A 26,914-nucleotide genomic window follows, 5' to 3' on the forward strand; every position below is an offset into this window, starting at 1 on the left:
GCCGACACCGTCGGACCGCAGCGGATCCTCGATGTCGTCGACACAGACGCCCACGCAGGACCAGTCGAGGTCGACCGCGATCGGGAAGTGGTCCGACAGCGGGGCGCCGTCGTCCGTGGCGAAGCGGGAGTGGTCGTTGCGATAGCCGGTCGCCTCGAGCGTCACCCGGTCGCCACTGCGGTAGAGCACCTTGTCGACGACCTCGCACGCCTCGCTCGGAGCGGTGTCGTCGCAACCCAACGCGGGCGTGCCCGTGACCGGGACGTCGCCGTTCCGGATCAGGTCCACCCAGGGATCGCGGAGGTCGTTCGCTGCGACGAACTCGGCGATCGAGTCCCCCGACCTCGTGTACCGACTGTTGGTGTCGCCCATGACGATCACGGCCTTGCCGGAGGACCGCTCCGTCATGAAGCGGGTCAGTTGCTCCAGGTTCGAGGCACGTGCCCTCATGTCGGCGGGTTCGGATCCGGCGTCGGCGTGCAGGTTGTAGACGTCGATCACAACACCCTCGGCAGGGCGTACTCGGGTGAAGGTGAACCCCTTCGGCGTCAGGCAGTCGCCGGTACCGATCCAGCAACGCTCCCAGGTCACCCGTTCCGGGCCCTCCACCGGGAAGGCGGACAAGGTGTTCAGTCCGCTGCCGATGCCGGCGCCGCCGCTCGTCGGTGTCCGATAGCGGTGCCCGTCCGCCGCATACAGGTACGCGTGGTAGTTGAAGTCCTCCTGCACGTTCACCAGGTCGTACGAACCGAGCCCCGCACCGATCGCCGTGGTGCTCGTCCGCCGGTCCGTCTCCGCGCTCGACAGGATCTCGGGCAGCCCCGCGATGTTGTATGTCAGCGCTCGCAACGTTCCCGATTCGGCCGAGACGGGAGGTGCGGACGCGTGGGCCAGGGGCGTCGGGGCTCCGGCGAGCAGCGGCCACAGTGCGAGGGCCGCCACCCATCCGGTGAGTCGTCCCCTGTAGGTCCACGAGGCGGTCCGGACCCGTGTCGCATGTCTGGCAGATGGTGTCGGCATTGATTCTTATATCGCGAGGGCGATCGCCGTCGGGGCCGAATGCCGGAACCGTCGCGCAGCTCGACCCTGCCGCTGTGCCGTGTGGCGGCGTGGGTGAGGTCGCGGCTCCGCACCGGACGGTCCCGATGAGCGGGAGGATCGCCGTGCGGCCGGCCGGCGCGGCATAACTTTCCGACGGTGACGATCCGCAATCAGACGTTCCCGCACCTGCTCTCGCCCGGCACCATCGGTCCCATCACTCTGGACAATCGCGTCGTTCTGCCCGCGATGGACATGAACCTGTGCGAGGACGGCGAGATCCACCAGGCCGACATCGACCACTTCGTCGCGCGCGCCGCCGGAGGCACCGGCCTGATCATCACCGGGTGCGCCGCTGTTGCGTATCCCGCGGGCTGCACGAGCCGCAAGGAACCGGGGCTGTCCGAGGACCGCTTCATTCCCGGCCTCAAGGCCCTCGCCGACGCCGTCCACGAGGCGGGCAGCAAGCTGTGTGTGCAGATGGTGCACCACGGCAAGGTGGCGCGAATCGACAATCTCGACGGCCGCGCGCAGTTGGTCCCGTCGAAGCCGAGGCCGCCGGGTGACATGAGCGCCATGCTCGACTGCACGCCCGCCGAACTGCAGAAGATGGCGGCGATCCAGGAAGGCAAGAAGGCCACCTATCACGAGGCCACCTCCGAGGACCTGGAGTGGCTGGTCGAAATGTTCGCGGCCGCCGCGGGCCGCGTCCTCGTCGCCGGAGGTGACGCAGTCGAGATCCACTGCGCCCACAACTACGTTCTCGGCGGGTTCCTGAGTCGGTACTCGAACCAGCGCACCGACGAGTACGGCGGATCGCTGGAGAACCGCGCCCGGCTGGCGTGTGAGGTCATCCGTGCGGTCAAGTCGACGGTCGGCGACGGGTTGGCGGTCATCGTGCGGCTCGCCGGTCAGGAGTACGGCGAGTCCGACGGCCTGACCGCCGACGAGGCGGCGCGCGCCGCAGCCCTGTTCGAGGCGGCAGGCGCGGACGCCATCCACGTCACCGGAACCGCCCTCAACGCGTTCGCGAACTTCACGGACGGACCGCTCCCGAACACGGTCGGCTACTACGCCGACAACGCATCGGTCGTCAAGCGCGCGGTGTCGATCCCGGTCATCACTGTCGGACGAATGCTTCCCGAGGTCGGTGAGGAGATGATCGCCGACGGCCGAACCGATTTCGTCGCCATGGGACGTCAGCTGTTGGCCGACCCCGGCCTGGTGAACAAGCTCAGGGCCGGACGGCCCGAGCAGGTCCGCCCCTGCATCAACTGCTACGTCTGTGTCCAGGAGAACTTCTGGGACGAGACGCCGCTCTGCGCGGTCAACCCGACGCTCGGCAACGAGACACTGCTGCCGTTCCCGGCGATCACGACCCGCAAGCACGTCGTCGTCGTCGGCTCCGGCCCGGGCGGACTCGAATCGGCCCGGGTCGCCGCAGAACGCGGCCACCGCGTCACCGTCCTCGAGAAGACCGACCGCATCGGCGGCACCCTGTGGTTCTCCACCCTGACCACCCCGGACAACGAGCGGCTGCTGAACTGGCTGAAGGGCGAGGTGACCCGGCTCGGCGTGGAGATCCGCCTGAACACAGGGGCCACCGCCGCGTCGGTGCGTGCCCTGAACCCGGACGAGGTCGTCGTGGCCACCGGCGCGGTCCGCGACCGTCCGAGCGTGCCCGGCGGCAACCTTCCGCACGTGCAGACCGGCGACACCATGCGCGCCCTGATGACCGGCTCGGGGGACGTCTCGGACCAGCCCCGACTGTTCCGGATCGCGGGCAGGCTCGCCGGGTCGACCGGAATCACCAAGAGCCCCGGCCGGATCCGCGACCTGAGTCGCAAGTACCTCAAGTTCCTCCCGATGAGCAGGAACGTCGTCGTCATCGGCGGCTCGCTCGTCGGACTCGAACTGGCGGAGTTCCTCGCCGAACGCGGCAGCAACGTCACCCTGCTGGCGGAGGGCAGGCAGCTCGGCGTGCCGATGGCGATGCCGCGCCGGTGGACGGCGGTCAAGCACGCGCGTGAGGTCGGTGTGACGGTCCACCGTGAGGCGACCGTGGAGCGGATCACCCGCACGACGGTCGAGTTCACCGTCGGCGGAAAGTCGCTGTCGGCGCCCGCGAACATGGTCGTGATGGCGGCCGGGGTGACGGCGTCCGCGCCGCTCGCCGACGAGCTCGCCCGTGCCGGGGTGAACACCCGCGTCGTCGGCGACGCCGGGAGCGTCGACTACATCGAGGGCGCCATGCACTCGGCGTGGAAGGTCGCGACGGCGCTGTAGTGCGCCTGCGGCACCTGTGCGCGGTGTCGGTAGCCCCCACTACCGACACCGCGCACAGGTCTAGGCCAGGCGGGGAATCAGGTGCTCGGCAACCTGCTTCGCCTCGTCGATCAGCGGCCAGCCGGCGAGGATCAGCGAGGTGAGGCCGGTGCGGGCCTGCAGGTCGTGGACGTGTCCGGTGATCTCGTCCGGATCACCGACGTAGTACACGGCCGACGACCCGGTGGCGAAGATGTCGAGCGGCGACCAGGCGGTGATACCGGCGTAGAGACCGTCACCGATGTACAGGTCGTCGGGCTCGGGGATCTTGCCCGCGACGATCGTGTCGACCCAGCCCTGGCGCTGCGCGTCACGCGCCGTGAAGGTGCTCAGGTCCTGCTTGCCACCGGTGCGGCGCCGGACCGCGTTGTCGAGGACGTCGGTGATCTGGTCGATCCCGGCTTTCTCGAACAGCGACCGGAATCGCTCGATCGCCTCGTCCCGGTTCGGGCGGACGATGACACCGGAGAGGGCACCGAAGTCGGTGAACTCGCGACCCGCGGCGGCAGCGGCGGCGCGGGCTCCGTCGAACTTCTCCTTGACGAAGGACGTCTCGCGCGACATCACCAGGTAGGCGTCGAGGACCTTGCCCGAGTTCTCCAGTCCCGCAGGCGAGTCCCCGGTCCCCCACAGCGGAACGGTGTGGCCGTCCGCAGAATCGACCCGCAGCGGGGTGTTCGGGAAGTTCGACTCCGTGCCCTCGCGGTAGTAGCGCCGGAAGTCCGCCCAGTACTGCTCGCCGAGCTCGTAGCGCCGGTCGTGCTCCACGTTCATGTCGTACTTGGTGAGGATGTTGTCGCGGCCGTTGACCGAGTTGATCATCAGCCTGCCGCCGCTGAACGCGTCGAATGTCAACGCCTTCTCGGCGAGCAGCCGTGCGGGAGTCATGTTGGCGTACACCGCGACGAGGAACTTCATCCGCGAGGTGTGCGAGGCCGCCCAGGTCGCCGACAGGAACGGGTCGTTGGACCAGGTCGCGACCAGAGCGCCCTCGAAACCGCCGTCGTCGATGGTCTTGGCGAGTTCGATCTGCCGCTGCCCGTCGACGGGGTAGAGCCCGCCGGGGCTCCACGGAAAGTCGCCGTCGGCCTGCGTCAGGTACCAGAAGGTCTTGATGCTCATCGGATCTCGGCGATGTCGAAGGTGTCGAGGACGACCCGCTCGGCGAGCGTGGCGGCATCGAGCGAGTACAGGGCGTCGAGGTATGCGACGGCGAACGAGCCGGGTCCCGAGGACGCGGCTTCTGCGATCTCCGACGCGACCGCGACATGGGCGTGCGCGGCCGCGAGGCCGACGAGCGGCGTCTCCGCGACGGCGAGGTAGGCGGCAACCAGGGCTCCGAGCGAGCAGCCGGTGGACGTCACGCGAGGCAGCATCGCGCTGCCGCCGCCGATCCGCACCCCGAGCAGGCCGCCGTCGGCGTCGTGCCCGACGAGGTGGTCCACCGGTCCGGATGCCGACACGACCTCGGCGTGCTGCAGCAGCGCGACGGCTGCGGGCACCGCGGCGGCCGGGTCGTCGGAGCTGTCGACGCCCCGGGTGTCACCGCCGAGTCCGGCGAGGGCGATCACCTCGGACGCGTTGCCGCGGATCGCGGTGGGACGGAACTTCAGCAGGTCGGCGGCGAGGCTGCTGCGCCAGGCGAGACCGCCGACGCCGACCGGGTCGAGCACCCACGGGGTTCCCGCGTCGTGCGCTGCCTCGGCGGCCGCCGTGAACGCGACGGCGGTGCCGTCGTCGGGGGTGCCGAGGTTGACCAGCACTCCCCCGGCGATCCGTGCGAAATCACCTGCCTCGTGGGCGTTGTCGATGTGCGCGTTGCTCGCACCCGCGGCGAGCAGCACGTTGGTGAGGAAGTTCGCCGACACGATGTTGGTGAGCGAGTGGACGAGCGGGACCCGGGCACGCAGTGCGTCGAGCGCGACGCCGAGGTCGGCGGAGGTGATGGTCATGGAGATTCCTGTGCGGTAGGCGTTGGTCGTGGTCGTGGGGTCAGTGGTGAGGGCGACATCGCATCAGGCGTCACCGCCTGCGGTCGTCACCATCGGCAGGCTCGGGTCCGCGGACCACTCCTCGATCGATCCGTCGTACACCTGGACCGCGTCATGCCCGGCGACGACGAATCCCAGTGCGGTCAGGCACGCCGAGATTCCGCCGCCGCAGTACACGACCAGCGGCTCGTCCGCATCGCCGAGAGCGGACGCGGCGAGCGCGACCAGTTCGTCGCGCGAACGCAGCAGTCCCCGGTCGTCGACGACCGTCTTCGCGGAGAGATTGCGGCTGCCGGGGATGTGACCGCGCCGGCTGTACCGGGTCGCGTCGGCTCCGGTGAACTGTGTGGGCGCGAGCGCACACACCAGCGTTCCGGGCGCGCGCCCTGCGACGATGTCCGTCACCTCCACGCGGTCGACCCAGAGGCCACGATCGGTGAGGGCCGACACCGGGACGTCGACGGGCACGCGCGACGACGGCTCACCCGTCTCCACGGGCAGACCGAGTGACATCCATCGGACGAGGCCGCCGTCGAGGATGCGGGCGTCGATGCCGACTCCCCGCAGGAGCCACCACACCCGCGCGGCCCAGGTCGCGCCGCCCTGGTCGTAGACCACGACCGAACTGCCCGGCCCGATCCCGAGGGCTCCGAGGTCGGCAGCGAGCCGGTCCGGAGCGGGTCTGGTGAAGTGGAGGGCGCTCGCGGTGTCGGACAGCGTCGTGAGCAGGTCGACGTGACGGGATCCGGGCAGATGGGCATCGCGCCACAGCGATGCACCGGACTCCGGGCGATAGTCACCGTCGAAGCGGGCGGGCGCGAGGACGACCGTGACGTCGAGCAGGACGGGAGCATCGTGCCCGCCGAGCAGCGCCGCCAACTCCCGAGCCTGGATCACTGGTTGCACCGGCACCCCTTTCACGTGAGTGGATCGGAACCGAACCTAAGCGAGCACGAGCGTATACGCAAGTATCCAGCTGTGTTCCCTGGCATAATCAGTGCGGCGGCAACGGCCGCGGACGATTTCACGGAGGGGACGCGATGACGCTCGAGGACGACGATCTGGGCACGCTGATGTCGACGGGTGCGGCGGGGCGCTCCGACCAGACCTCGAAGCAGTACCTGCGTCTGCGGGCGGACATCCTCGACGGCAAGTTCGCACAGGGTTCGCCGCTGCACGAGACCCAGCTCAGCGAGACGTACGGCGCGTCGCGGACCCCCATCCGGGAGGCGCTGAACTGGCTCGCCCACGACGGTCTGCTCGAACGCGCGGCGCGCGGGTTCCGGGTCCGGTCCGGCACACCCGAGGACGTCATCGAGATCTACGCCGCGCGGGTCGCGCTCGAGTCCGAGGCCGCAGGGGCCGCGGCGCTGCGCCACACCGACCTCGACATGGCGCGGCTCGAACGCCTGCACCACCTCTGTTGCGACGCCACCGACGACACCCAGGTCCGCTCGGGCAACTTCCGATTCCACGAGGCGCTGTGGCAGGCGGCGCACAACGCGACCATCACCGCGCTGCTCGTGCGGCTCACCACCCAGCTGCGCATCTACGACAGCGGGCCGCCGTCGAACTACGGCGAACCGGATCTTCTGAACTCCGAGCACGACCTGATCCTGGACGCGCTGCGTGCCCGCGACGAGCGGGCCGCCCGCGAGCACATGCGCGCACACCTCGAGCGCAGCCGCGAACAGCGGATCCGGTTGTTCGCCGGCGGCTGAGCGACGGACCTCAGGCGCGGGTCAGCGCGACCACCGGAATGACACGGACCCCTTCGGTCTTCGTGGCATAGCCGGCGAAACCCGGGTACCGGTCGGCCTGTTCGGTGTAGACGGAGTCACGCTCGTCGCCGGTGATCTCCTCGGCGACGACCGTGTACGTCTCGGTGCCGCGTTCGACGGTGGCGGTACCCGCCGCGATCAGGTTGCGGTACCAGTCGGGATTCGACGGTGCGCCCGCCTTCGACGCGAACACGAAGATCCGATCGGGATCGCTGTCGTCGGGCAGGTACATCATCGGAGACACGAACTCACGACCGGACTTTCGGCCCGTGTGATGCAGCAGGATCAACGGCGCGCCTTCGAACTGTCCGCCGACCCTGCCCTCGTTCGCACGGAACTCGGCGATGGTTTTCGCGTTCCAGTCGTTCGGGTCGGGAGCGTTCAAGGTCGTTCCTTTCCTGGGGATACTGAGCGAAGTCTACGGCCGCCGCAGCCACCGCCGACCGGTTCAGTAGCGGCGCGCCGCGAAGAACGGCATCGAATCCACCGGCGACTTCTTGACCGGCTGACCGGCGGTCGGGGCGTGCACGATCATGCCGTCACCGGCATAGAGCCCCACGTGCTCGGCTCCGGCGAAGAGCACCACGTCGCCGGGCAGCAGGCCGTCGCGCGCCACCGAGGTTCCGCTCCGCACCTGGTCGTAGGTGGTGCGCGGCACGGACACACCGACCTGCCGGTACGCCCACTGCACCAGCCCCGAGCAGTCGAAGGAGTTCGGGCCGGTGGCACCCCAGACGTACGGGGATCCGAGCTTCGACAGCGCGGCGTCGAGTGCCCGCTGACCGTTGGTCACCACCGGTGCCGGGGCCGGTACCCGCGCCGAATCGACTCCGGGAACGTCGAAGGTTCCGACTCCGGGGACTGTGATCGGCTGTGCCATCGCCGGGACAGCGGGAAGCGCGAGGAGCCCTCCTGCGATGGCGGCCACAACCAGTCCTCGAACGGATCGCGGGGTGCCTGACTCACGGTGCTTCGACATGTTCGGTGGTCCTCCGGGTCTCCCGCCGACACGGTGCCGGCGTTCCCATCGAAGGGTTCCGAGATTCAGATGACAGAACGACCGTGGAACCACGTGCGCGTATACCCGTTTGTGATAAATGCGTAACCACAACGGGATTCGACGTACAGCGTCGAAAACCTCTCGTCAGGCCCCGAACACGCGCTCGACCACGGCCTTCGCCCGGCGGGTCACGCGCATGTAGTTGTCGAGGAACTCGTTGGCGTCGCCACCCGGCCAGCCCGCGACCTGCGCGACCGCGGACAGCACCCGACTCGGACCCGGAAGTTGATCCACCGGCTTACCGCGCACCAGCACCAGCGCGTTGCGCGCCTTGGTCGCGGTGAGCCACGACTCGCGGAGGAGTTCCACGTCGGTTTCGGCGAGCAGTTCCGCCCCACCGATCGCGTCGAGCGTCTCGAGCGTCGACGAGTTGTGCAGCCCGGGCACCTCGTGGGCGTACCGAAGCTGGATCAGCTGGACGGTCCACTCGATGTCAGCGAGCCCGCCGCGACCGAGCTTGGTGTGGGTCGCCGGATCGGCGCCGCGGGGCAGCCGCTCCGAGTCGACACGCGCCTTGATCCTGCGGATCTCCCGCACGACCGACTCCGTGACTCCGCCTTCCGGGTACCGGAACTCGTCGACCATCGTCAGGAAGCGGAGACCCAGGTCGGGGTCGCCGGCGACCGCGTGCGCCCGGAGCAGCGCCTGGAACTCCCACGCCTGCGCCCACTGCCGGTAGTACGCCTGATACGAGGCGAGGGTGCGGACCACCGGACCATTGCGGCCCTCCGGTCGCAGTCCCGTGTCGACCTCGAGCGGCGGATCGGTGCTCGGTGCGCCGAGCAGGGTGCGCACCCGGTCGGCAACCATGTTGGCCCACTTCACGGCCCGCGTCTCGTCGACGCCGGGACGCGGCTCGCAGACGAACAGCACGTCCGCGTCGGAGCCGTACCCGAGTTCGTTGCCACCGAGGCGGCCCATGCCGATCACGGCGATCGACGCGGGCGCCTCGTCCCCGAGTTCGGCTTCCGACGCGCGCACGACCGCGTCGAGCGCGGCACCGAGCACGGCCGTCCAGACCGAGGACAGCGCCCGGCACACCTGCGGCACGTCGAGCAGCCCGAGCACGTCGGCGGACGCCACGCGGGCGAGTTCGTGACGCCGCAGCGAACGCGCCGCGGCGACGGCCCGGGTCGGGTCGTCGTAGCGAGCGGAGGACGCGAGGATCCCCCGGGCGACGTCCTGCGGGTCGACGTCGAGCATGCGGGGACCGTTGGGACCGTCGGCGAACGTGCGGAGCACGTCCGGTGCCTTGATCAGCAGGTCCGGCAGGTACGCGGAGGACCCGAGGATGGTCATCAGCCGCTTCGCGACCGCACCCTCGTCGCGGAGCAGTCGCAGGTACCACTCCGCGTCCATCAGCGCGTCCGACAGCCGCCGGTACGCGAGCAGGCCGGCATCGGGATCCGGTGTGTCGCTGAGCCACTCGAGCAGTGTCGGGAGCAGCAGCGCCTGGATCCGCCCCTTGCGTGACGCCCCCGAGGTCAGCGCCTTGAGGTGACCGAGGGCGTTCTCCGGCGCGCTGTAGCCGAGAGCGGCGAGCTGCCGGATCGCGGCGTCGGACGACAGCCCCAGCGCCTCCTTGTCCAGGCGGGCCACGGAATCGAGGAGCGGACGGTAGAACAGCTTCGCGTGCAGCCGGCGGATCCGGAGCGCGTTGCGCTTGACCTCGGCGTTCAGAACGCCGAGCGAGTCGAGGCGACCGTCGGGTCGCATGTGCGCGGCCCGGGCGAGCCAGCGCAGCCCCTCCTCGTCGTCCGCGGGCGGCAGGGTGTGCGTGCGCTTGAGCTTCTGCAGCTGGAGCCGGTGCTCGATCAAACGCAGGAACTCGTACGACGCGGTGAGGTTGGCGGCGTCGTCACGACCGACGTACCCGCCCGCCGCGAGCGCGGTGAGTGCGTCGATGGTGCTCTGCACGCGCAGCGACTCGTCGGCGCGGCCGTGCACCAACTGCAGCAACTGGACGGCGAACTCGACGTCCCGGAGGCTTCCGCGACCGAGCTTGATCTCGCGTTCGCGCAGTTCCGGAGGCACCATCTCCTCGACCCTGCGGCGCATCGCCTGCACCTCGGGCACGAAGTCCTCGCGCTCGGCCGCGGTCCACACCTTCGGGTTCAGGGCGTCGAAGTAGTCCTGCCCGAGGGCGAGATCACCGGTCGCGGGCCGAGCCTTCAGCAGCGCCTGGAACTCCCATGTCTTCGCCCAGCGCTCGTAGTAGGCGATGTGCGAGTCGAGGGTTCGGACCAGTTCGCCACGCTTGCCCTCCGGGCGGAGCGCGGCGTCCACCTCGAAGAAGGCCGACGTCCCGATCCTCATCATCTCGCCCGCGAGCCTGCTGGCGGACGAGTCCGCCGGCTCGGCGACGAACACGACGTCGACGTCGCTGACGTAGTTCAGTTCCCGCGCACCGCATTTGCCCATGGCGATGACGGCGAGGCGGGACGGGCACGGGTCGTCCGGGTGGATCGTCGCGACCGCGACGGCGAGCGCCGCCGTCAGCGCGGCATCCGCCATGTCCGACAGCTGATGTCCGACAACCTGGTACGGGATCACCGGCTCGTTCTCGACGATCGCCGCCAGGTCCATCGCCGCGAGCACCATCATCTGGTTCCGGTAGGTGCTGCGCAGCGCCTGCACCGCGTCCGGACCGGTCACCGCAGCGCGGTACACCAGGTTCGTCGGGGACGCCGAGCCGTCCGGCACCGCCCCGACCGACGCGAGCAACTCGTCGACGAGCTGCTGCTTCGTCGGCAACTGCACGTGACCGCGAAGCCGCGTCCACCGCCCGGGATCCGCGGCGAGATGGTCGCCGAGCGCGGTCGACGCACCGAGGACGCCGAAGAGCCTGCCGCGCAACCCGGTGTCGGTGCGCAGCGCCGCGTCGAGTTCCGCCCAGCCCTCCTCCCCGAGCGCGTCCTTGACGCGGACCAGCGTCCGCAGCGCGAGATCCGCGTTCGCGGCGCGCGAGAGCGACCACAGCAGCTCGACGCTGTCGGTGTTCACCCAGTCGAGGGCGGCCAGTTCGGCGGGCGCCGACGGCTCGACCAGGCCGAGTCGACCGACGCCGGGGATGGTGGACCGGGCGGTGGGAGGCTTGACCATCGTCGGTTTACAGCCCGAGGTAGCTCTGGAGCTCGAACGGGGTCACCTTGCTGCGGTACTCGGCCCATTCCCGCCGCTTGTTGCGGAGGAAGAAGTCGAAGACGTGCTCGCCCAACGTTTCCGCGACCAGCTCGGACTTCTCCATCTCCTCGAGCGCCTCGCCGAGGCTGCCGGGCAGTTCCTTGTAGCCCATCGCGCGGCGCTCGGCCGACGTCAGCGACCACACGTCGTCCTCGGCCTCGGGCGGAAGTTCGTAGCCCTTCTCGATGCCGCGCAGGCCGGCCGCGAGCAGTACCGCGAAGGTGAGGTACGGGTTGCACGCCGAGTCGGGGCTCCGGATCTCGACGCGCCGCGACGACGCCTTGTTCGGTGTGTACATCGGAACCCGCACGAGCGCGGACCGGTTCGACGGACCCCACGACGCGGCGGTGGGCGCCTCGCCGCCGTGGATCAGGCGCTTGTAGGAGTTCACCCACTGGTTGGTGACGGCACTGATCTCGCTGGCGTGCTCGAGGATGCCTGCGATGAACGCCTTGCCCGTCGCCGACAGCTGCATCGGGTCGTCCGGGTTGTGGAACGCGTTGTTCTCGCCCTCGAACAGGCTCATGTGGGTGTGCATCGCGGAACCGGCATGGTCCGCGAACGGCTTCGGCATGAAGGATGCGCGCACGCCCTCGGCGCGGGCGACCTCCTTCACGACGTAGCGGAAGGTCATCACGTTGTCGGCCATCGACAGTGCGTCCGCGTACCGCAGATCGATCTCCTGCTGGCCGGGCGCCGTCTCGTGGTGGCTGAACTCGACGGAAATGCCCATCTGCTCGAGCGCGTCGATGGCGTGACGACGGAAGTGCGGCGCCGAGTCGTGGACGGCCTGGTCGAAGTAGCCGCCGGTGTCGGCAGGGATCGGGGGGGTTCCGTCGAGGGGCCCGTTCTCGAGCAGGAAGAACTCGATCTCGGGGTGCACGTAGCAGCTGAAGCCGAGGTCGCTGGCCTTGCCGAGCTGGCGACGCAGCACGTGGCGCGGGTCCGCCCACGACGGCGTCCCGTCCGGCATCGCGATGTCGCAGAACATGCGGGCCGAGTGCTGCCTGCCGTCCTTGTGCTCCCACGGCAGGATCTGGAACGTCGACGGATCCGGGAGCGCGACCGTGTCGGCCTCGGAGACGCGGGAGAAGCCCTCGATGGCGGAGCCGTCGAAGCCGATACCCTCCGCGAACGCTCCCTCGAGTTCGGCCGGAGCGATCGCCACCGACTTGAGATACCCGAGGACATCGGTGAACCACAGTCGAACGAAACGAATGTCGCGCTCTTCGAGGGTACGGAGCACGAATTCCATTTGGCGATCCATGCACGCGAGAGTAAGCACATCGCGTTAAATCTGTGTTACATGACTGGGGTGGTTATGAACACGTGAGATCAGCGGCCGGAATCTGCAGGTCGATCAGATACTCCACCACCGGATCGTCCACGCACGCCACCCCGTTCAGCGCCACCGTGTGCTGCGTCCCGCGATAGGTGATCAGCGATGCGCCGAGCTGCTTCGCCAGATCCACCCCCGCCTGATACGGCGTGGCCGGGTCCTGCGTCGTCGACACCACGACGACCGGTGCGAGCCCCGGCGCGTTCGCCTGGTGCGGCGTCGCCGAGTTCGGAACCGGCCAGAAGGCGCACGTGTCGAGCGGCGCGGCACCGGTGCCGCGGCCGTCGTCCAGGAACGGGGCGGCCTGCCGGTAGGCGAGGTCACCCGCCGCGACCACCTCACGGTCGGTCACCGGCGGATCGTCCACGCAGCGGATCGCGTTGAACGCGTCGTTGATGTTCGCGTAGGTGCCGTCGTCGCGGCGACCCTGGTACTGGTCCGCCAGCATCAGCAGCGAATCACCACGGCCGTCGGCGAGCGCCGAGAGCCCGCTGCGCAGCGCACCCCACAACTGCGGCGAGTACAGCGCCTGCTGCACGCCGGTGATCGCGTCCTGGTAGCCGAGGCCGCGAGGATCCGTGGTCGCGGCAGGACTGTCGACCAGCGGGTCCACCAGCTCCCGGAACCGCGCGTTCGCCTGCACGGGATCCGATCCGAGCGGACACTGCGCGACCGTCACACAGTTCGCGGCGAAGTCGTCGAACGCCTCCTGGAACCCCGCCGCCTGCAGCACCATCGCCTGGACCGGGTCCTGTTCCGGGTCGATGGCGCCGTCGAGCACCATCGCGCGCACGTTGCCGGGGAACGCCTCCGCGTACTCGCTGCCGATCCGGGTGCCGTACGAGAAGCCGAGGTACGTCAACTGCTCGTCGCCGAGGACCGCCCGGACGACGTCCATGTCGCGGACCACCTCGCGGGTACCGACGTGGGCGAGGAAGTCGTCACCCATCCGCTCGGCGCACTTCGCGGCGTAGTCGGCGTTGACGGACTCCGCGTGCGCGATCCCCCCCGGGCTCATGTCGACCTTCGGGTCGGCTCGGTCGGCGTCGAACTCGGCGTCCGTCAGGCACCGGACCTGCGGCGTCGACGCACCGATCCCGCGCGGATCGAACCCGATCACGTCGAACCGCTCGGACAGCTCCGTCATGTCGGCGACGTTCGCCATCGACAGACCCGACGCTCCCGGACCGCCCGGGTTCACCAGCAGCGACCCGATGCGGTCACCGGTCGCGGGGCTCCGCGAGATCGCGATCTGCGCGGTCTCACCGTCCGGCTCGTCGTAGTTCACCGGCACCGTCACCCGGGCGCACTCCAACCGGCTTGCGAGCGGGCCGTCCGTCTCGAAGTCGTCGCACGATCCCCACGACACGGTCTGGGTGTAGAAGGCGTCGAGTCCGGGTGGCATCGCCGACGGCGGCGCGACGGAGGTTTCGGCCTGCCCGCCGGCCGCCTCGGCGTTGTCATCTCCGGTGCCCGAGCAGCCCGCCACCGTCAGTGCCACGGCCGCGGCCAGCGCGACCGCGGTCGCCCATCGCCGGTCGGCAGTCCCCATTCGCATGTCGTCGATGGTGCCACGACACCCCGAGCGCACCACCAGGGCGGGATCCGAGCCGGTCAGGGGGCCGATCCCGCCGCTGCGCGGGGCGGCGGTGTGACGAACTGCACGGCCCGAACCGGCCCGCTCGATGGCAGACTGTGGGAGTCATCACCCACAACCCGGGGACCCGCACTGGGCCTCGAGGCACGAAAGGGACACTGATGTCCAACACCTCTGCGTCCGACACCGCCACCTCGCTCTACGGCGGCACACCGGCGGCTCCCACGCCGAAGCGCACCAAGATCCGCACCCACCACCTGCAGGCCATGAAGGCCGAGGGGACGCGCTGGGGCATGCTCACCGCGTACGACTACTCCACCGCGCGCATCTTCGACGAGGCGGGGATCCCGGTACTCCTGGTCGGCGACTCCGCCGCGAACGTCGTCTACGGCTACGACACGACCGTGCCGATCACGATCGACGAGCTGATCCCGCTGGTCCGCGGCGTCGTCCGCGGTGCACCGCACGCGCTCGTCGTCGCCGATCTGCCGTTCGGCACCTACGAGGCATCTCTGGAGCAGGCCCTCGCGACCGCGACCCGCTTCATGAAGGAGGGCCTCGCGCACGCCGTCAAGCTCGAGGGCGGCGAGCGGGTCGCACCGCAGATCGCCGCGATCACCGCCGCAGGCATCCCCGTGATGGCGCACATCGGCTTCACCCCGCAGTCGGTGAACAGCCTCGGTGGGTTCCGGGTCCAGGGACGCGGCGACGGCGCCGAGCAGCTGGTCGCCGACGCGATCGCGGTCCAGGAGGCCGGCGCGTTCTCGGTCGTCATGGAGATGGTCCCGGCCGACATCGCCGGGCAGGTCACCCGCAAGCTGACCATCCCGACCGTCGGCATCGGCGCCGGCGTCGAGTGCGACGCGCAGGTCCTGGTCTGGCAGGACATGGCCGGCTACACCGGCGGCAAGACCGCGAAGTTCGTCAAGCAGTTCGCCGCCGTCGGGGACGCGCTGCGTGGCGCTGCCGCCGCGTACGCGGACGAGGTCCGGACGGGCACCTTCCCCGCGGAGGAACACAGCTTCTGATCGCTCCCCACCTGATGGGGTGAATGTCACATCGTGCGCGTCGGACGCACACGATGCGACATTCGGCCCATGCATCGGTGGCACACTCGACGGTGCCGTGACCGCCCAGGCGGGCCGCGGCAACCGTCCTGTACAGCCGAGAGACCGGGGTCGCCACATGCCAATCCGCCGTTACGCGTTCGCCGTCGCCGGGACCGCTGCCCTCCTCGCCGGAACGGTGGGGTGCGCGAGCGACACGACACCCGAGCCCACCACGACGGCGGCCCCGGTTCCGTCGCCCGACGGCGGCGCGACGGGTACGGCCCCGGGCAGCGTCATCCCCGGCGACTCCGGTGGGGTGACGACGACGCAGGCCCAACAGCTCTGTTCCGACATGGAGGCTCAGCTGCAGAACTGGCGCACGTACACCCCGACCATCGGCAAGGGCGGGTTGAACACCGTCGTCGGCACCTGGGCCGCGCAGAACGGCATCAACATGATCGACCTGGTCGCCCACAAGGCGCGCATCGACGTCATCACCACCGCGCAGTGCCCCGACGTGCGCGACGGAGCCCTCTACGCGCTCGAGATCCCCGACCTCGCCTCCGGTCTGATCGGGTTCTGAGTGGACCGCGACAAGTCGGAGCACGGCGGCGGAACGGCCCCGGGGATGCACGCCGCCCGGGTGATCCGCACCCCGTACCCGCCGACCGCGCCACACCTGTCCGGCATGCTCGACGTCGGTGACGGACAGTCGATCGCGTGGGAGCAGAGCGGGAATCCGGACGGCAAGCCGGTGGTGTTCCTGCACGGCGGGCCGGGCGGTGGCACCACCCCCGACCATCGCCGGTTCTTCGACCCGCAGGCGTACCGCGTCGTCCTGTTCGACCAACGCGGCTGCGGCCGCTCCACACCGCACGTTGCGGACGGCGCGGACCTGTCGGTGAACACGACCGGCCATCTGATCGCCGACATCGAGAAGCTCCGGGCGCACCTCGAGATCGAGCGGTGGCAGGTGTTCGGCGGTTCGTGGGGTTCGACGCTCGCGCTGGCGTACGCGCAGGCACACCCCGATCGGGTCACCGAGCTGGTGCTGCGGGGGATCTTCCTGCTGCGGCGCAGCGAAATCGACTGGTACTACAACGGCGGCGCGAGCGCGATCTTCCCGGACCGCTGGGAGCAGTTCGTCGCCGCTGTCCCGGAATCCGACCGGGACAGCGACCTGGTCGAGGCGTACCACCGGCTGCTCCACGATCCGGATCCGGACGTCGCGACCGCGGCAGCCGTCGCCTGGTCGACGTGGGAAGGCTCGACGAGCGAGCTCGTACCGAGGCAGGAGCACGTGGACCGCAGCGCCGAGGAGCGGTTCGCACTCGCGTTCGCGCGGATCGAGAACCACTACTTCGTCAATCACGGTTTCCTCGAGGAGAACCAGCTACTGGACCGGATCGATTCGATCGCGCACATCCCCGCCGTCATCGTGCAGGGTCGGTACGACGTCGTGTGCCCGGTGACGACGGCGTGGGCGCTGCACCGGGCGTGGCCGTCGGCGCGGCTGCACATCGTCGACGACGCCGGGCACGCCGCCGCGGAGCCCGGCATCACCGATCGCCTGATCGAGGCGACGGACTCGTTCCGCGGTCGCTGACGCGTCCTGCACCGCGTCGCCCGGTGCGGTACACCTGAAGGATGGGCACACGGAGACGGCGGGACCGGGCGGCGGTGGTCGACCACGCCCGTGCACTGACACGGCGACTGTCCTCCGCCACGGACGCGGTACGCGCGAACGAACCGGATGCGGTGCACCAGATGCGCGTGACGGCCCGCCGCTTGCGGAGCGTGCTCCGGACGTACTCGACGACGTTCCCCCGGTCGGAGGCGGTTCGCGACGAGTTACGCTGGCTGGGAACGGTTCTCGGTGAGGCACGGGACGCGGAGGTGCTCGCCGACCACTTCGCGGACGTGCTGGACGGTCTTTCGCCGCACCTGGTCCGCGGTACGGCACGGTACCGGCTGGTCGATGCGTACCGCGACCGATACCGCGTCGCGCACGGCGAGGTGGTGGACGCACTCGCGAGCCCGCGTTTCGCGGCGCTCCTGACCGACCTGGAGGCGCTGTGCGAACGACCCGCATCCTCCGGCCGGCCTCGCAAGGAGTTCCGGCGAGCCCGGCGTCGCGTGCTGAAGGCGGGACGGCAGGCGGGACTGCGCTCGGACGCCACGGCCCCCGGCCCGGACACGGCCCTGCACCGAACCCGCAAACGAGCGAAAGCGCTGCGGTACGCCGGCGAGGCGCTCAGCGCGTCGAGGTCCGGAGCGAAGCGGATCGCCTCCGCAGCCGAGGATCTGCAGACGGTGCTCGGTACCCATCAGGACGCCGTCGTCGCCCGTGACGAGCTGCTCGCGGCCGCCGACCGGGCGCGGGCCGCGGGAGAGGACACCTTCACCTACGGCGTCGTCGCGGCCGTGGAAACCCGGCGGGCACGGACGTCGAGCAAGGCGGGACGCCGGGCACTGAACGTCGTGCGGCGACGAGATGCGCCGTAGCCTGTAGCCGACTCCCCAGGACGTGTCAGAGCTCGTAGGCGAACTGCACTCGGCGCGTCACGGCGTCCGCCGAGACGAGGCGCACCGGGACCCGCACACCCTCGGGCGGGTCGCCCGCGCACCGCGCGACGACGATCGGATCCAGGACGAACACCTCGGCGTCACGCTTGCGTTCCGCGGATCTCAGGACGACTGCGTCGAAGGTCTCGCCGACGCGGTCGGCGAGCACGCTCACCTCGGCGAGGTCGACGCAGGCCCGATCGACCTTGCCCGCCAACTGATCCGACCCACGCATCGTGTCGGGCAGGCGCGGCAGCGCCTGCCGCACCCACCACGGCACCTCCTCGCCCGAGCACACCGCGAGGCACACCTCGGTGGCGAATCGGTCCCCCAGGCGCCGCAGCGGCGCCGTCACGTGGGCGTACGGGGCGCCGATACCGGCATGCACCGTCAGATCGGGGGCTCCACCGTCGAATGCGGCGTAGTCCGCGCCGCGCAGCAGCGCCGTCGCGTCACTCATCATCGCGAGCGCCTCGGGAGTGTTCGGGTCGAGTCCCGCCAGCATCGATCCGACCGGGACGTCCTCGGGCCACGGCAGTCCCAGCGAGCGGGCCGACCGGCGCAGCGCCGCCACCGCGTCGTCCGGCGCCGGCGGCAGCGTCCGCACCAGCCCGATCCTCGCGTCCAGCATCATCCGTGCGGCGCACATCCCGGTCAGCAGGGAGACCTCCGCGTTCCAGTCGTCGGCCTCGGTGCGGGGTTCCACCTCCAGACGCCATCCCGCGCCGTCCGCGACGACGGCCTGCTCGGGCAGCTTCAGTTCGATCGCGCCGCGCCGCAGCGCCGACGCGGCACGGAGCCTGCCGAACTCGGGGAGCGCAGAGATGGACGAATGCAGCGTTCCCCGACGGTGATCCGCCTGCACCCCGGCGTAGTCGAATCGCGCGACCGACCGCACCAGGGCCCGGCGGACGTCGACGGCGACCGGTTCCGCGTTCTCGTCGAGGTCGATCCGCCACAGCGCGGCGGGGCGGACCTGATCCGGAAGCAGACTCGACGCGCCCTCCGACAGCACCCGCGGATGCAGCGGCACCGAACCGTCGGGCAGGTAGTACGTCTGACCGCGCCGACGGGTCTCCGCGTCGAGTGATCCTCCCGGCCTGACCACCGCCGCGACGTCCGCGATCGCGTAGTGCAGAACGAATCCGGCGTCGGCCCGTTCCAGGTGCAGCGCCTGGTCCAGATCCATCGACGTCGGAGGGTCGATCGTGACCAACGAGAGGTCCGTGCGATCGACCCGGTCCGCCGCGAAGCCGTCCCGCGCACCGTCGGCCTCCGCCAGCGCGGCCGCGGGAAAGTCGCCGTCGAGGGCGAATTCGGTTCGGATCGCGTCGAAGTCGATGCCCGGGGCGGTGATGCGCATGGTCACGATCGGAGCCTACGACCCGTGCCACCGTGGCGGGCCGTCTCGGCCGGTCACCGCGCGCGGCACCGCCGACGAGATCAGTCGTCCCAGTCGCGATCGGCGTCGTCGGCCGCGCGGTTCCGTTCGGCGGCGATCTCCAGGGCCCGTGCAGCCGTGGCCCGATCCGGGTAGGGACCCATCCGGTCGAGTCCGCGGGCATCCTTGCCCTGACGCACCGATCCGTCCGCAACGCAGTAGTACCAGTTGTCGTCGTCGCTCATTTCTCCAGTGTGCTCCATCACGCGCGAACCCACCACGAGACCGAATTGCCACCAAATTCTGGTCGTCCCCACAGGAATTCCACCAGTCCCCTTGAGTGGAAGTCACAACCATGAGACTCTTACGGCCGCAGCGGGCCACGGTACGTCGACTCCCCTCGGCTGACCGTGGCCTTCGATCTGTCCTGGATCGGCTGCGTCGCGACGAACCTTGAACGGAGAACCACCCACTATGGAGCCGATGTCGTACATCCTCTTCGACGCCCTGCTGCCGCACGTCGGCGAGCAGGAGGCGAAGCACTGGGCCACGCTGCTCGTCGTCAACCCCATCTGAAGCTCCCCGGATCCGACTGTGCCCCCGTCGACGGACGGGGGCACAGTCGTGTCCGGGGCCGGTTGTTCGCCGGTCCGGCGATGCCGGGACGCGGACGAGTTGGTCTGTAAGCCGGATCCTGTTCCCGGCGCGCGAAGCGCCGGGCGGCGGCCATCCATCTGGGCACACCGTTGCCGGGTACCTCGAGCGGTCCACCCGCAGGCTCGGGCGAGCAGCCCTCGAACACCTGCGCAGCCGCACCGTGAGGTGCGGCCTTCGACCTTGCTCCGGGCGGGGTTTACCTAGCCACCCCGGTCACCCGGGGTGCTGGTGCGCTCTTACCGCACCGTTTCACCCTCACCGGCGCTCGCGCACCGGCAGTCTGTTCTCTGTGGCACTGTCCCGCGGGTCACCCCGGGTTGCCGTTAGCAACCGCCCTGCTCTGTGGAGTCCGGACTTTCCTCGGCGCCGGGCCTGCGCGCACGACGCGCACGGTTCCCCTCGCCGCGGCCGCCCGACCAACTCGTCCGCCCGTACAGACTACTCGGTCGTAGGGTCAGGACATGACACGGTGGGTGGCCCTGTTGCGGGGCGTGAACGTCGGCGGCATCAGCATCACGATGGCGGATGTCCGGGACGCGCTCGCCGCCGGCGGCTTCGAGAACGTGAAGACGGTGCTGGCGTCGGGCAACGTCCTGTTCGACTCCGATCGCACGGACTCCGCGGAGGTCAAGTCCGACATCGAGGCAGTGCTGCGTGAGCGGTTCGGCTACGACGCGTGGATCGTGCTGGTCGACGTGCCGACGCTGACGCGGATCGTCGACGCCTTCCCGTTCGACGCCGAGCGGGAGGGCTGGCATCCGTACGTACTGCTGGCGTCCGATCCGGCCGTACTCGCGGAGATGATGTCGGCCGCCGCGGATCTGGACCTCGGTGACGAGGAGATCCGGCTCGGCGACGGAGTCCTGTACTGGCACGTCGAGCGCGGTCAGACGCTGAAGAGTCCGTTCGGGAAGCTGACCGGCAAGGCGAAGTACAAGTCGACAACCACCAACCGGAACCTGCGCACCCTGCAGAAGGCGCTCCGCGCCTGTGCGTGATCTTCTCCCCGGAGAGGGGAGAAGATCACGCACGGCGGCGCAGCGGGCCGTCAGGCGTGGACGGATTCACGCTCGGTCGACGGTGCCGGCGACTCGGTGTCCTCGTCCGCGAACGGATCGCCGTTCCGCTCCGCGTTGTACAGGTCCTCGTCGAGGATGCCCTCCCGCTTCGCGACGACCGTCGGGACGAGCGCCTGACCGGTGACGTTGACGGCGGTCCGGCCCATGTCGACGATCGGCTCGACCGCCAGCAGCAGACCCACGCCGGCGAGGGGCAGGCCGAGCGTCGAGAGGGTCAGGGTCAGCATCACCGTCGCGCCGGTGGTTCCCGCCGTCGCGGCCGATCCGATCACCGCGACCACCGCGATCAGCAGGTAGTCGGTGAGGGTCAGGTCGAGACCGTAGAACTGGGCGACGAAGATCGCGGCGATCGCCGGATAGATCGCGGCGCAGCCGTCCATCTTGGTGGTGGCGCCGAGCGGGACCGCGAAGGATGCGTACTCGCGGGGCACGCCGAGGTTGCGTTCGGTGACGCGTTCGGTGAGCGGCAGGGTGCCGATCGAGGAGCGGGAGACGAACGCCAGCTGGGTCGCAGGCCACACGCCCGAGAAGAAGCGCCGCACCGAGAGTCCGTGCACGCGGATCAGGACCGGGTAGACGACGAAGAACACGAGCGCCAGGCCGACGTACACGGCGACGGTGAACCAGCCGAGCTGCCCGAGCGCGTCCCAGCCGTAGGTTGCGACGGCCTTCGCGATGAGCGCTGCGGTACCGATCGGCGCGAGCCGGATGATCCACCACAGGACCTTCTGCACGATCGCCAGCAGCGCGGCGTTGAAGTCGAGGAAGGGCTTCGCCTTCTCCCCCACCTTGAGAGCGGCGATGCCGATGGCGATGGCGATCACGAGCAGCTGGAGCACGTTGAAGCTCAGCGACGTCGTCGCAGCGCCGGCGTCGGTGACGGTGGTCTTGGCGCCGAGCGCGAGGAAGTTCTGCGGCACGAGGCCGGTGAGGAACGCCCACCACGATCCGGACGACTTGGGTGCCGCGGCCGCTCCGGCATCGACGGTGGTGTTGGCGCCGGGCTGGACGATGAGGCCCACGACGATGCCGATCACGACGGCGACGAACGCGGTGATCGCGAACCACAGCAGGGTCTGCGCCGCGAGACGAGCCGCGTTCGCGACCTGTCGCAGGTTGGCGATGGAGCTGACGATCGCGGTGAACACCAGCGGGATCACCGCGACGGTGAGCAGCGCGACGTAGCTGGACCCGATGGTCGTGATGGTGCCGACCAGCCAGTTCGGGTTGCCGTCGGCGGCCGTCGGCATGGCACGGGCGAGCAGGCCGATCAGGACACCGGCGACGAGACCGATGACGATCTGCGTGCCGAAGGACGTTGCCCAGGAGGGCAGGCTGCGCCGGGTGGGGGCGCTGGAGGGGGCCGACATTCGACGGACCTTTCTGGATGCGCGCAGCACGGATCACACGTGCACGCAGAGGGGGCTGACATGGGAAGCGAATTCCTCGGCCGGTGAATGGACACGGCCGCCCGGGACACGATCGTCGACCGGGGTCAGCTGATACAGACGGCACTCGACTGCAGACAGTTGTCGACGAAGCGTCGACTGGTCAGCAGCGAGTTCACGCGCAACATGTTACCCCCGCTAAAAAGTGCGCTTCGCGCCTGTGCGCGTTTCTGGTGGCTCCAGCTACCAGAAACGCGCACCGGCCCTAGAGGTGGGAGGTGTCGTTGACCAGGCGGACGGACGCCCCGCCGTCCGGGTAGAACTCGGCGATCGACAGCGACGCCAGGTCCAGGTGCAGGCGATACAGCAGCGACGGCCCGGCGTCGAGCGCCAACTGCAACAGCGTCTTGATCGGCGTGACGTGCGAGACGACCAGCACGTTCTGCCCCGGGTACTCGCGAACCAGGTCGTCCTGGACGGCCTCGATGCGAAGCCGAACCTCGTCGAAGCTCTCCCCACCCGGGGGCCGCACCGAGGTGTCACCGAGCCAGGACCTGTGGAGCTCCGGATCCCGCTCTGCGGCCTCGCGGAACGTCAGGCCCTCCCAGTCACCGAAGTCGGTCTCCGTCAGGCCGTCGAGAACGGTGACGGGCAGGCCGAGCGCATCCGCCGCGGCCTGCGCCGTCTGCCGGGCGCGACCGAGCGGCGACGACACGACCGCCGCGATGCCGCCGCGATCCGCGAGCCGTTTCGCCGCGGCCGCCGCCTGGGTGAGTCCGACATCCGTCAGGTCGGGGTTGCCTCGGCCGGAATAGCGACGCTCGACCGACAGCGGGGTCTGCCCGTGCCGGAGCAACAGCAGTCGGGTCGGTGCACCGACCGCGCCCGTCCACCCCGGCGAGGTCGGCACCTTCTCCACCGCTGCGGGTACCGGGGCCACCTCGACGACGTCCTCTCGCGAGGGAACCGGGGTCGCGGCGGTGCGGACCTCCCCGTCCATCGCCTCGTTGGCCAGCCGGTCGGCGTGTCCGTTCTCTGCGCGCGGAATCCACGTGTAGGTCACGCGCGCGAACCCGTCCGCGATCTCCCCGGCGCGCCTCGCCAGCGGAATCATGTCGGGGTGCTTGACCTTCCACCGTCCCGACATCTGCTCGACGACGAGCTTGGAATCCATCCGGACGTCGACGACCTCGGCACCGAGCTCGGCGGCTGCGGACAGGCCTGCGATCAGTCCGTTGTACTCGGCGACGTTGTTGGTCGCGATCCCGAGGTCGTCGCATCGCTCCGCGAGAACCGCACCGGTGTCGGCGTCGAACACGACCGCGCCGTAGCCGGCGGGACCGGGATTACCACGCGAACCGCCGTCGGCTTCGACGCGGACACGGGTGGTCACAGACCGGATTCCTTGGTGCGCACCATGATCGCGCTGCACTCGGGGCATCGGACGACGACATCGGGTGCGGTGGCGGCGATGCGGGAGAGCTCACCGCGGTCGATCTCGATCCGGCACGCTCCGCAGCGTCGCGCCTGCAGCAGTGCGGCACCGACACCGCCGCCGCTGCGCTGGCGGTCGTAGAGGGCGAGCAGTTCGCCGGGGAACTCGGCGGCCAGCGCGGTCCGATCGGCGTCGCAGCGCTGCTGTGCGGTGTCCAGGTCGGCGAGCGCGTCGTCGCGTCGGCGGGTGGCGTCGACGAGGGTCTCGTCGATCTGGTCGACCTGCCCGCCGGCGTGGTCGTAGTCGGCCTGGGTGGCCTCGCGGCGTTCCATCACCTCGAGGAGGTCCTCTTCGAGCGCGCCCTGCCTGCGGGTCAGGCTGACGAGTTCGTGTTCGAGCTCGGTGAGCTGCTTGGCGGCGACGGTGCCGCTCTCGAGCAGCTGACGGTCGCGGTCCTCGCGCTTGCGCACTGCGTCGACCTCGCCTTCGAGTTTGGCGATGTCGCGGTCGAGGTCGTCGAGGACGATCTGCACGGCGACGGCGGCGTCCTTGCGTCCGACCCGGTCCGCCTCGAGGCGCTGCACCTCCTCCTGCTCGGGAAGGGTGCGCCTGCGATGCGCGATCCTGGTCAGCTCGGTGTCGACCGCGGCGAGGTCGAGCAGCTTGGCCTGGATCCGGGGGTCGACGTTCACGCGGGCTTCGCTCCTGCTTGTGGTTCGAGGGGTGAGGGCTCCGCATACGTTACCGCCCGCAGCCCACCCTCCGAACGGCTGAACGCCACGTTCATGCGGACAGACCGCGTGAACGTGGCGTTCAGCCAGGGGACGGGGATGGTCAACCGCCGAGCGTCCAGGGGTCGGTCCGGACCTCGGAAACCGTCACCGACCAGCCGTCGACGTCCCCGAAGCGGGCGTCGAGGACGCCCTTCGCCTGCGCGCACCACGGCTGCTCGCTGGCCCAGTGCGCGACGTCGATCAGCACCGGACCGCCGCCGCGGAGGTGCTCGTCGGCGGGATGGTGTCGCAGGTCCGCGGTGAGGTAGGCGTCGACGCCCCGGGCCCGCGCGGTACCGAGGTACGAGTCGCCCGAGCCGCCGCACAAGGCGACCGTGCGGACGACGGTGTCGGGATCGCCGGCCGCCCGGACCCCCCACGCCGTCTCCGGCAGGCCGCGCCGCACCCGGTCGGTGAACTCGCGCAGCGTCAGCGGGGTGTCGAGGACACCGATACGACCGATGCCGAGCGCCGACCCGGTGTCGGCGAGTTCGAGGACGTCGAATGCGGGTTCCTCGTAGGGGTGGGCGTCGCGCAAGGCGGCGAGCACCCTCGACCGCAGCGGCCGCCGCGCGACGACCTCGATCCGATCCTCCACGACCTCCTCCACCGCACCGACCGTGCCGATCGCGGGGGTGGCGCCGTCGCCGGGCAGGAACTGTCCGGTGCCCGCGACGGTCCAACTGCAGCAGCTGTAGTCCCCGACCTGGCCGGCGCCCGCCGCGAACAGGGCGTCCCGGACCGCCGCGCTCGCCGACTGCGGGACCGTCACCACCCACTTGTCGAGGGGCTCGGACGCGGACGGGTCGAGCGGACCGGTGACGGTGACGCCGACGGCTTCCGCAAGGGCGTCGGAGACACCCGGGTCCGCGGAGTCGGCGTTGGTGTGCGCGGTGTACAGGGCGCAGCCACCGCGGATCAGTCGGTGCAGCAGCGCCCCCTTCGGGGTGTGCGCCCCGACGGTGTCCACGCTGCGCAGCAGCAACGGATGGTGCACGAGCAGCAGTTGCGCGCCCGCGGCGAGAGCCTCGTCGACGACGGCGGCGGTCGCGTCCACCGCGACCATCACCTTCTCGACGGGCTCGGTCGGGTCGCCGCAGACCAGGCCGACGGAGTCCCACCCGTGTGCGAGCGCCGGCGGGTACGCCTCCTCGAGCGCCGAGATCACCTCGGACAGGGCCACGGTCATGCCACCACCTCCAGAACGGATTCCAACGCCAGGGCGAGTCGTCGCGCCGGTTCGGCCGCGCGGACCGCGACGCGGATGTGGTCCGCATCGAGTCCGGGAAAAGTGTCGCAGCGCCGGACCGCGATACCTCGCTCGGTCAGTGCCTGCCGGACGCGGTCGGCGTCGCCGACGCGGAGCAGTAGGAACGGTGCCCGCGCGGGTCCGGTGACCTCGATCCCGGCGCCGGTGAGCACGTCGATCATCTCGGCGCGCTCCGATGCGATGACCTCGGCCTCGCGTTCGGCCCACGCGACCGCGGCCGGTTCGCTGCAGGCCCTGATCGCCTCGAGTTGCAGGCTGCCGAGCGGCCAGTGCGGACGGCCGACGACCAGCTTCGCCAGCAGGTCGGGATGCCCGAGGGCGTACCCGCACCGCAGACCGGCCAGCGCGAACGTCTTGGTCAGGGACCGCAGCACCAGCACGTCGCGCGAAGCCGCAGCGGCGAGGGACTCGGGTTCGCCCGGGACGGCGTCCCCGAATGCCTCGTCCACGACGACGACGCGGCCGGGGCGACGCAGGGCGAGGATCTCGTCTGCTGGGTGCAGTACCGACGTCGGGTTCGTCGGGTTGCCGAGGACCACCAGGTCCGCGGCGGCGGGAACGGCCGCGGCGTCCAGCAGATACGGCGGCGGGAGCAGCACCCGCTGCACCGGGACGCCCGCCTGCCGCAGCGCGTATTCGGGTTCGGTGAACGACGGATGGATCAACGCGGCGAGTCGCGGCTCGAGTCTCGGCAGCATCGCGAACCCCTCGGCGCCGCCGGCGAGCAGCAGCACCTCGTCAGGACTGCGGCCGTGCCGCGCGGCGACCTGTTCACGGGCCGCACGCTCGGCGTCCGCGGACGGGTACCGCCCGAGGACGGGCAGCGACGCGGCCAGCCGATCGACCAGCCAGTCGGGCGGGCCGTCGCCGCGGACGTTGACGGCGAAGTCGAGCAGTCCGGGCACGGCGTCCACGTCGCCGTGATGGCGGAGATCAATTCCGTCGGAGCGGGGGCGGTCGATCCCGTCGGGGGGCGGTGAGTCCACGCCCGGAGTCTATGGCG

The 26,914-nt window shown here is 70.2% G+C and carries 23 protein-coding genes and 1 other RNA gene; 7 read left to right on the forward strand and 17 right to left on the reverse strand.

Features of this window, described 5'->3' with window-relative positions:
• A partial coding sequence (locus ACFSJG_RS12840; RefSeq protein ID WP_378485604.1) for an endonuclease/exonuclease/phosphatase family protein occupies positions 1-942 on the reverse strand: 942 nt, incomplete at its 3' end.
• Between the two features lie 255 nt (positions 943-1,197).
• Here ACFSJG_RS12840 and ACFSJG_RS12845 point away from each other — a divergent pair.
• On the forward strand, positions 1,198-3,324 hold the full coding sequence (locus ACFSJG_RS12845; protein ID WP_378485605.1) for an oxidoreductase: 2,127 nt from the start codon (positions 1,198-1,200) through the stop codon (positions 3,322-3,324).
• Between the two features lie 60 nt (positions 3,325-3,384).
• Here ACFSJG_RS12845 and ACFSJG_RS12850 read toward each other — a convergent pair whose 3' ends face one another.
• The 3 genes from ACFSJG_RS12850 to ACFSJG_RS12860 all read right to left on the reverse strand — a co-directional run bounded on the left by ACFSJG_RS12850 (position 3,385) and on the right by ACFSJG_RS12860 (position 6,260).
• Positions 3,385-4,485, reverse strand: coding sequence for an LLM class flavin-dependent oxidoreductase (locus ACFSJG_RS12850; protein ID WP_378485606.1), 1,101 nt, complete (start codon positions 4,483-4,485; stop codon positions 3,385-3,387).
• Positions 4,482-5,315, reverse strand: coding sequence for a hydroxyethylthiazole kinase (gene thiM, locus ACFSJG_RS12855; RefSeq protein ID WP_378485607.1), 834 nt, complete (start codon positions 5,313-5,315; stop codon positions 4,482-4,484). The genes ACFSJG_RS12850 and thiM overlap by 4 nt, the downstream gene beginning before the upstream one ends.
• A gap of 63 nt (positions 5,316-5,378) precedes the next feature.
• Entirely contained in the window at positions 5,379-6,260 is an 882-nt protein-coding gene (locus tag ACFSJG_RS12860; protein WP_378485608.1) for a sulfurtransferase, read from the reverse strand.
• A 134-nt stretch (positions 6,261-6,394) separates the two neighbouring features.
• Between ACFSJG_RS12860 and ACFSJG_RS12865 the strand changes: the two genes are divergently transcribed.
• Positions 6,395-7,075 carry a GntR family transcriptional regulator gene (locus tag ACFSJG_RS12865; protein ID WP_378485609.1) on the forward strand — a complete coding sequence of 227 codons (681 nt, stop codon included), beginning with the start codon at positions 6,395-6,397 and terminating at the stop codon, positions 7,073-7,075.
• Between the two features lie 10 nt (positions 7,076-7,085).
• Here ACFSJG_RS12865 and ACFSJG_RS12870 read toward each other — a convergent pair whose 3' ends face one another.
• From ACFSJG_RS12870 to ACFSJG_RS12890, 5 genes are all read right to left on the reverse strand, one after another.
• Complete coding sequence (locus ACFSJG_RS12870; RefSeq protein ID WP_378485610.1) at positions 7,086-7,520, reverse strand: nitroreductase/quinone reductase family protein; 435 nt, start codon at positions 7,518-7,520, stop codon at positions 7,086-7,088.
• Positions 7,521-7,583: 63 nt separating this feature from the next.
• Complete coding sequence (locus ACFSJG_RS12875) at positions 7,584-8,114, reverse strand: C40 family peptidase (protein WP_378485611.1); 531 nt, start codon at positions 8,112-8,114, stop codon at positions 7,584-7,586.
• A 165-nt stretch (positions 8,115-8,279) separates the two neighbouring features.
• On the reverse strand, positions 8,280-11,297 hold the full coding sequence (locus ACFSJG_RS12880) for a bifunctional [glutamine synthetase] adenylyltransferase/[glutamine synthetase]-adenylyl-L-tyrosine phosphorylase (RefSeq protein ID WP_378485612.1): 3,018 nt from the start codon (positions 11,295-11,297) through the stop codon (positions 8,280-8,282).
• A gap of 7 nt (positions 11,298-11,304) precedes the next feature.
• Positions 11,305-12,645 (reverse strand): glutamine synthetase family protein, encoded by a 1,341-nt coding sequence (locus ACFSJG_RS12885; RefSeq protein ID WP_043807450.1) that lies wholly within the window; start codon positions 12,643-12,645, stop codon positions 11,305-11,307.
• Positions 12,646-12,697: 52 nt separating this feature from the next.
• Complete coding sequence (locus tag ACFSJG_RS12890; protein WP_378485970.1) at positions 12,698-14,269, reverse strand: alpha/beta hydrolase; 1,572 nt, start codon at positions 14,267-14,269, stop codon at positions 12,698-12,700.
• A gap of 206 nt (positions 14,270-14,475) precedes the next feature.
• Here ACFSJG_RS12890 and panB point away from each other — a divergent pair, with 206 nt between their 5' ends.
• The 4 genes from panB (at position 14,476) to ACFSJG_RS12910 (ending at position 17,868) form a co-directional block, all read left to right on the forward strand.
• Positions 14,476-15,342, forward strand: a complete 867-nt coding sequence (gene panB, locus ACFSJG_RS12895; protein ID WP_378485613.1) for a 3-methyl-2-oxobutanoate hydroxymethyltransferase — start codon at positions 14,476-14,478, stop codon at positions 15,340-15,342.
• A gap of 157 nt (positions 15,343-15,499) precedes the next feature.
• Positions 15,500-15,946: a hypothetical protein gene (locus ACFSJG_RS12900; RefSeq protein ID WP_378485614.1), complete on the forward strand. Its 447-nt coding sequence runs from the start codon at positions 15,500-15,502 to the stop codon at positions 15,944-15,946.
• A 45-nt stretch (positions 15,947-15,991) separates the two neighbouring features.
• Positions 15,992-16,969 (forward strand): prolyl aminopeptidase, encoded by a 978-nt coding sequence (pip, locus tag ACFSJG_RS12905; RefSeq protein WP_378485971.1) that lies wholly within the window; start codon positions 15,992-15,994, stop codon positions 16,967-16,969.
• 41 nt (positions 16,970-17,010) lie between these two features.
• Complete coding sequence (locus tag ACFSJG_RS12910) at positions 17,011-17,868, forward strand: CHAD domain-containing protein (RefSeq protein ID WP_378485615.1); 858 nt, start codon at positions 17,011-17,013, stop codon at positions 17,866-17,868.
• A 25-nt stretch (positions 17,869-17,893) separates the two neighbouring features.
• On the opposite strand, the gene ACFSJG_RS12915 is transcribed toward ACFSJG_RS12910, so the two are convergent.
• The 3 genes from ACFSJG_RS12915 to rnpB form a co-directional block, all read right to left on the reverse strand.
• Positions 17,894-19,291: an RNB domain-containing ribonuclease gene (locus ACFSJG_RS12915; RefSeq protein WP_378485972.1), complete on the reverse strand. Its 1,398-nt coding sequence runs from the start codon at positions 19,289-19,291 to the stop codon at positions 17,894-17,896.
• Positions 19,292-19,371: 80 nt separating this feature from the next.
• Entirely contained in the window at positions 19,372-19,554 is a 183-nt protein-coding gene (locus tag ACFSJG_RS12920) for a hypothetical protein (protein WP_378485616.1), read from the reverse strand.
• Between the two features lie 422 nt (positions 19,555-19,976).
• Positions 19,977-20,390, reverse strand: an RNA gene (gene rnpB, locus ACFSJG_RS12925) — RNase P RNA component class A.
• A 37-nt stretch (positions 20,391-20,427) separates the two neighbouring features.
• Between rnpB and ACFSJG_RS12930 the strand changes: the two genes are divergently transcribed.
• Positions 20,428-20,964: a DUF1697 domain-containing protein gene (locus ACFSJG_RS12930; protein ID WP_378485617.1), complete on the forward strand. Its 537-nt coding sequence runs from the start codon at positions 20,428-20,430 to the stop codon at positions 20,962-20,964.
• A 50-nt stretch (positions 20,965-21,014) separates the two neighbouring features.
• Here the strand turns inward: ACFSJG_RS12930 and ACFSJG_RS12935 are convergent, their stop codons facing one another.
• From ACFSJG_RS12935 to cobC, 5 genes are all read right to left on the reverse strand, one after another.
• Positions 21,015-22,415: a dicarboxylate/amino acid:cation symporter gene (locus tag ACFSJG_RS12935; protein WP_378485618.1), complete on the reverse strand. Its 1,401-nt coding sequence runs from the start codon at positions 22,413-22,415 to the stop codon at positions 21,015-21,017.
• Positions 22,416-22,698: 283 nt separating this feature from the next.
• Positions 22,699-23,826, reverse strand: coding sequence for a bifunctional RNase H/acid phosphatase (locus ACFSJG_RS12940; protein WP_378485619.1), 1,128 nt, complete (start codon positions 23,824-23,826; stop codon positions 22,699-22,701).
• A complete protein-coding gene (locus tag ACFSJG_RS12945) occupies positions 23,823-24,560 on the reverse strand; it encodes a zinc ribbon domain-containing protein (RefSeq protein WP_378485620.1) in 738 nt (245 codons plus the stop codon). The genes ACFSJG_RS12940 and ACFSJG_RS12945 overlap by 4 nt, the downstream gene beginning before the upstream one ends.
• Before the next feature lie 142 nt (positions 24,561-24,702).
• The gene (locus ACFSJG_RS12950) at positions 24,703-25,830 is read right to left on the reverse strand and encodes a Nif3-like dinuclear metal center hexameric protein (protein ID WP_378485621.1); all 1,128 of its coding nucleotides are present in this window, start codon (positions 25,828-25,830) and stop codon (positions 24,703-24,705) included.
• Complete coding sequence (cobC, locus tag ACFSJG_RS12955; protein ID WP_378485622.1) at positions 25,827-26,897, reverse strand: Rv2231c family pyridoxal phosphate-dependent protein CobC; 1,071 nt, start codon at positions 26,895-26,897, stop codon at positions 25,827-25,829. Before cobC ends, ACFSJG_RS12950 begins: the two co-directional genes overlap by 4 nt.
• Between the last annotated feature and the right edge of the window lie 17 nt (positions 26,898-26,914).

It is taken from the genome of Rhodococcus gannanensis (assembly GCF_042681175.1).
In the GTDB taxonomy this organism is placed as follows: Bacteria; Actinomycetota; Actinomycetes; order Mycobacteriales; family Mycobacteriaceae; genus Rhodococcus_G; species Rhodococcus_G gannanensis.

Excerpts from the sequence above, each read along its gene's own strand:
- thiM (WP_378485607.1), bottom strand. The coding sequence starts at position 5,315 with ATGACCATCACCTCCGCCGACCTCGGCGTCGCGCTCGACGCACTGCGT.
- pip (WP_378485971.1), top strand. The coding sequence starts at position 15,992 with ATGCACGCCGCCCGGGTGATCCGCACCCCGTACCCGCCGACCGCGCCA.
- ACFSJG_RS12915 (WP_378485972.1), bottom strand. The coding sequence starts at position 19,291 with ATGCGCATCACCGCCCCGGGCATCGACTTCGACGCGATCCGAACCGAA.
- ACFSJG_RS12900 (WP_378485614.1), top strand. The coding sequence starts at position 15,500 with ATGCCAATCCGCCGTTACGCGTTCGCCGTCGCCGGGACCGCTGCCCTC.
- ACFSJG_RS12935 (WP_378485618.1), bottom strand. The coding sequence starts at position 22,415 with ATGTCGGCCCCCTCCAGCGCCCCCACCCGGCGCAGCCTGCCCTCCTGG.
- ACFSJG_RS12880 (WP_378485612.1), bottom strand. The coding sequence starts at position 11,297 with ATGGTCAAGCCTCCCACCGCCCGGTCCACCATCCCCGGCGTCGGTCGA.
- ACFSJG_RS12930 (WP_378485617.1), top strand. The coding sequence starts at position 20,428 with ATGACACGGTGGGTGGCCCTGTTGCGGGGCGTGAACGTCGGCGGCATC.
- ACFSJG_RS12875 (WP_378485611.1), bottom strand. The coding sequence starts at position 8,114 with ATGTCGAAGCACCGTGAGTCAGGCACCCCGCGATCCGTTCGAGGACTG.
- ACFSJG_RS12950 (WP_378485621.1), bottom strand. The coding sequence starts at position 25,830 with ATGACCGTGGCCCTGTCCGAGGTGATCTCGGCGCTCGAGGAGGCGTAC.
- ACFSJG_RS12865 (WP_378485609.1), top strand. The coding sequence starts at position 6,395 with ATGACGCTCGAGGACGACGATCTGGGCACGCTGATGTCGACGGGTGCG.
- ACFSJG_RS12850 (WP_378485606.1), bottom strand. The coding sequence starts at position 4,485 with ATGAGCATCAAGACCTTCTGGTACCTGACGCAGGCCGACGGCGACTTT.
- panB (WP_378485613.1), top strand. The coding sequence starts at position 14,476 with ATGTCCAACACCTCTGCGTCCGACACCGCCACCTCGCTCTACGGCGGC.
- ACFSJG_RS12885 (WP_043807450.1), bottom strand. The coding sequence starts at position 12,645 with ATGGATCGCCAAATGGAATTCGTGCTCCGTACCCTCGAAGAGCGCGAC.
- ACFSJG_RS12910 (WP_378485615.1), top strand. The coding sequence starts at position 17,011 with ATGGGCACACGGAGACGGCGGGACCGGGCGGCGGTGGTCGACCACGCC.
- ACFSJG_RS12920 (WP_378485616.1), bottom strand. The coding sequence starts at position 19,554 with ATGAGCGACGACGACAACTGGTACTACTGCGTTGCGGACGGATCGGTG.
- ACFSJG_RS12890 (WP_378485970.1), bottom strand. The coding sequence starts at position 14,269 with ATGGGGACTGCCGACCGGCGATGGGCGACCGCGGTCGCGCTGGCCGCG.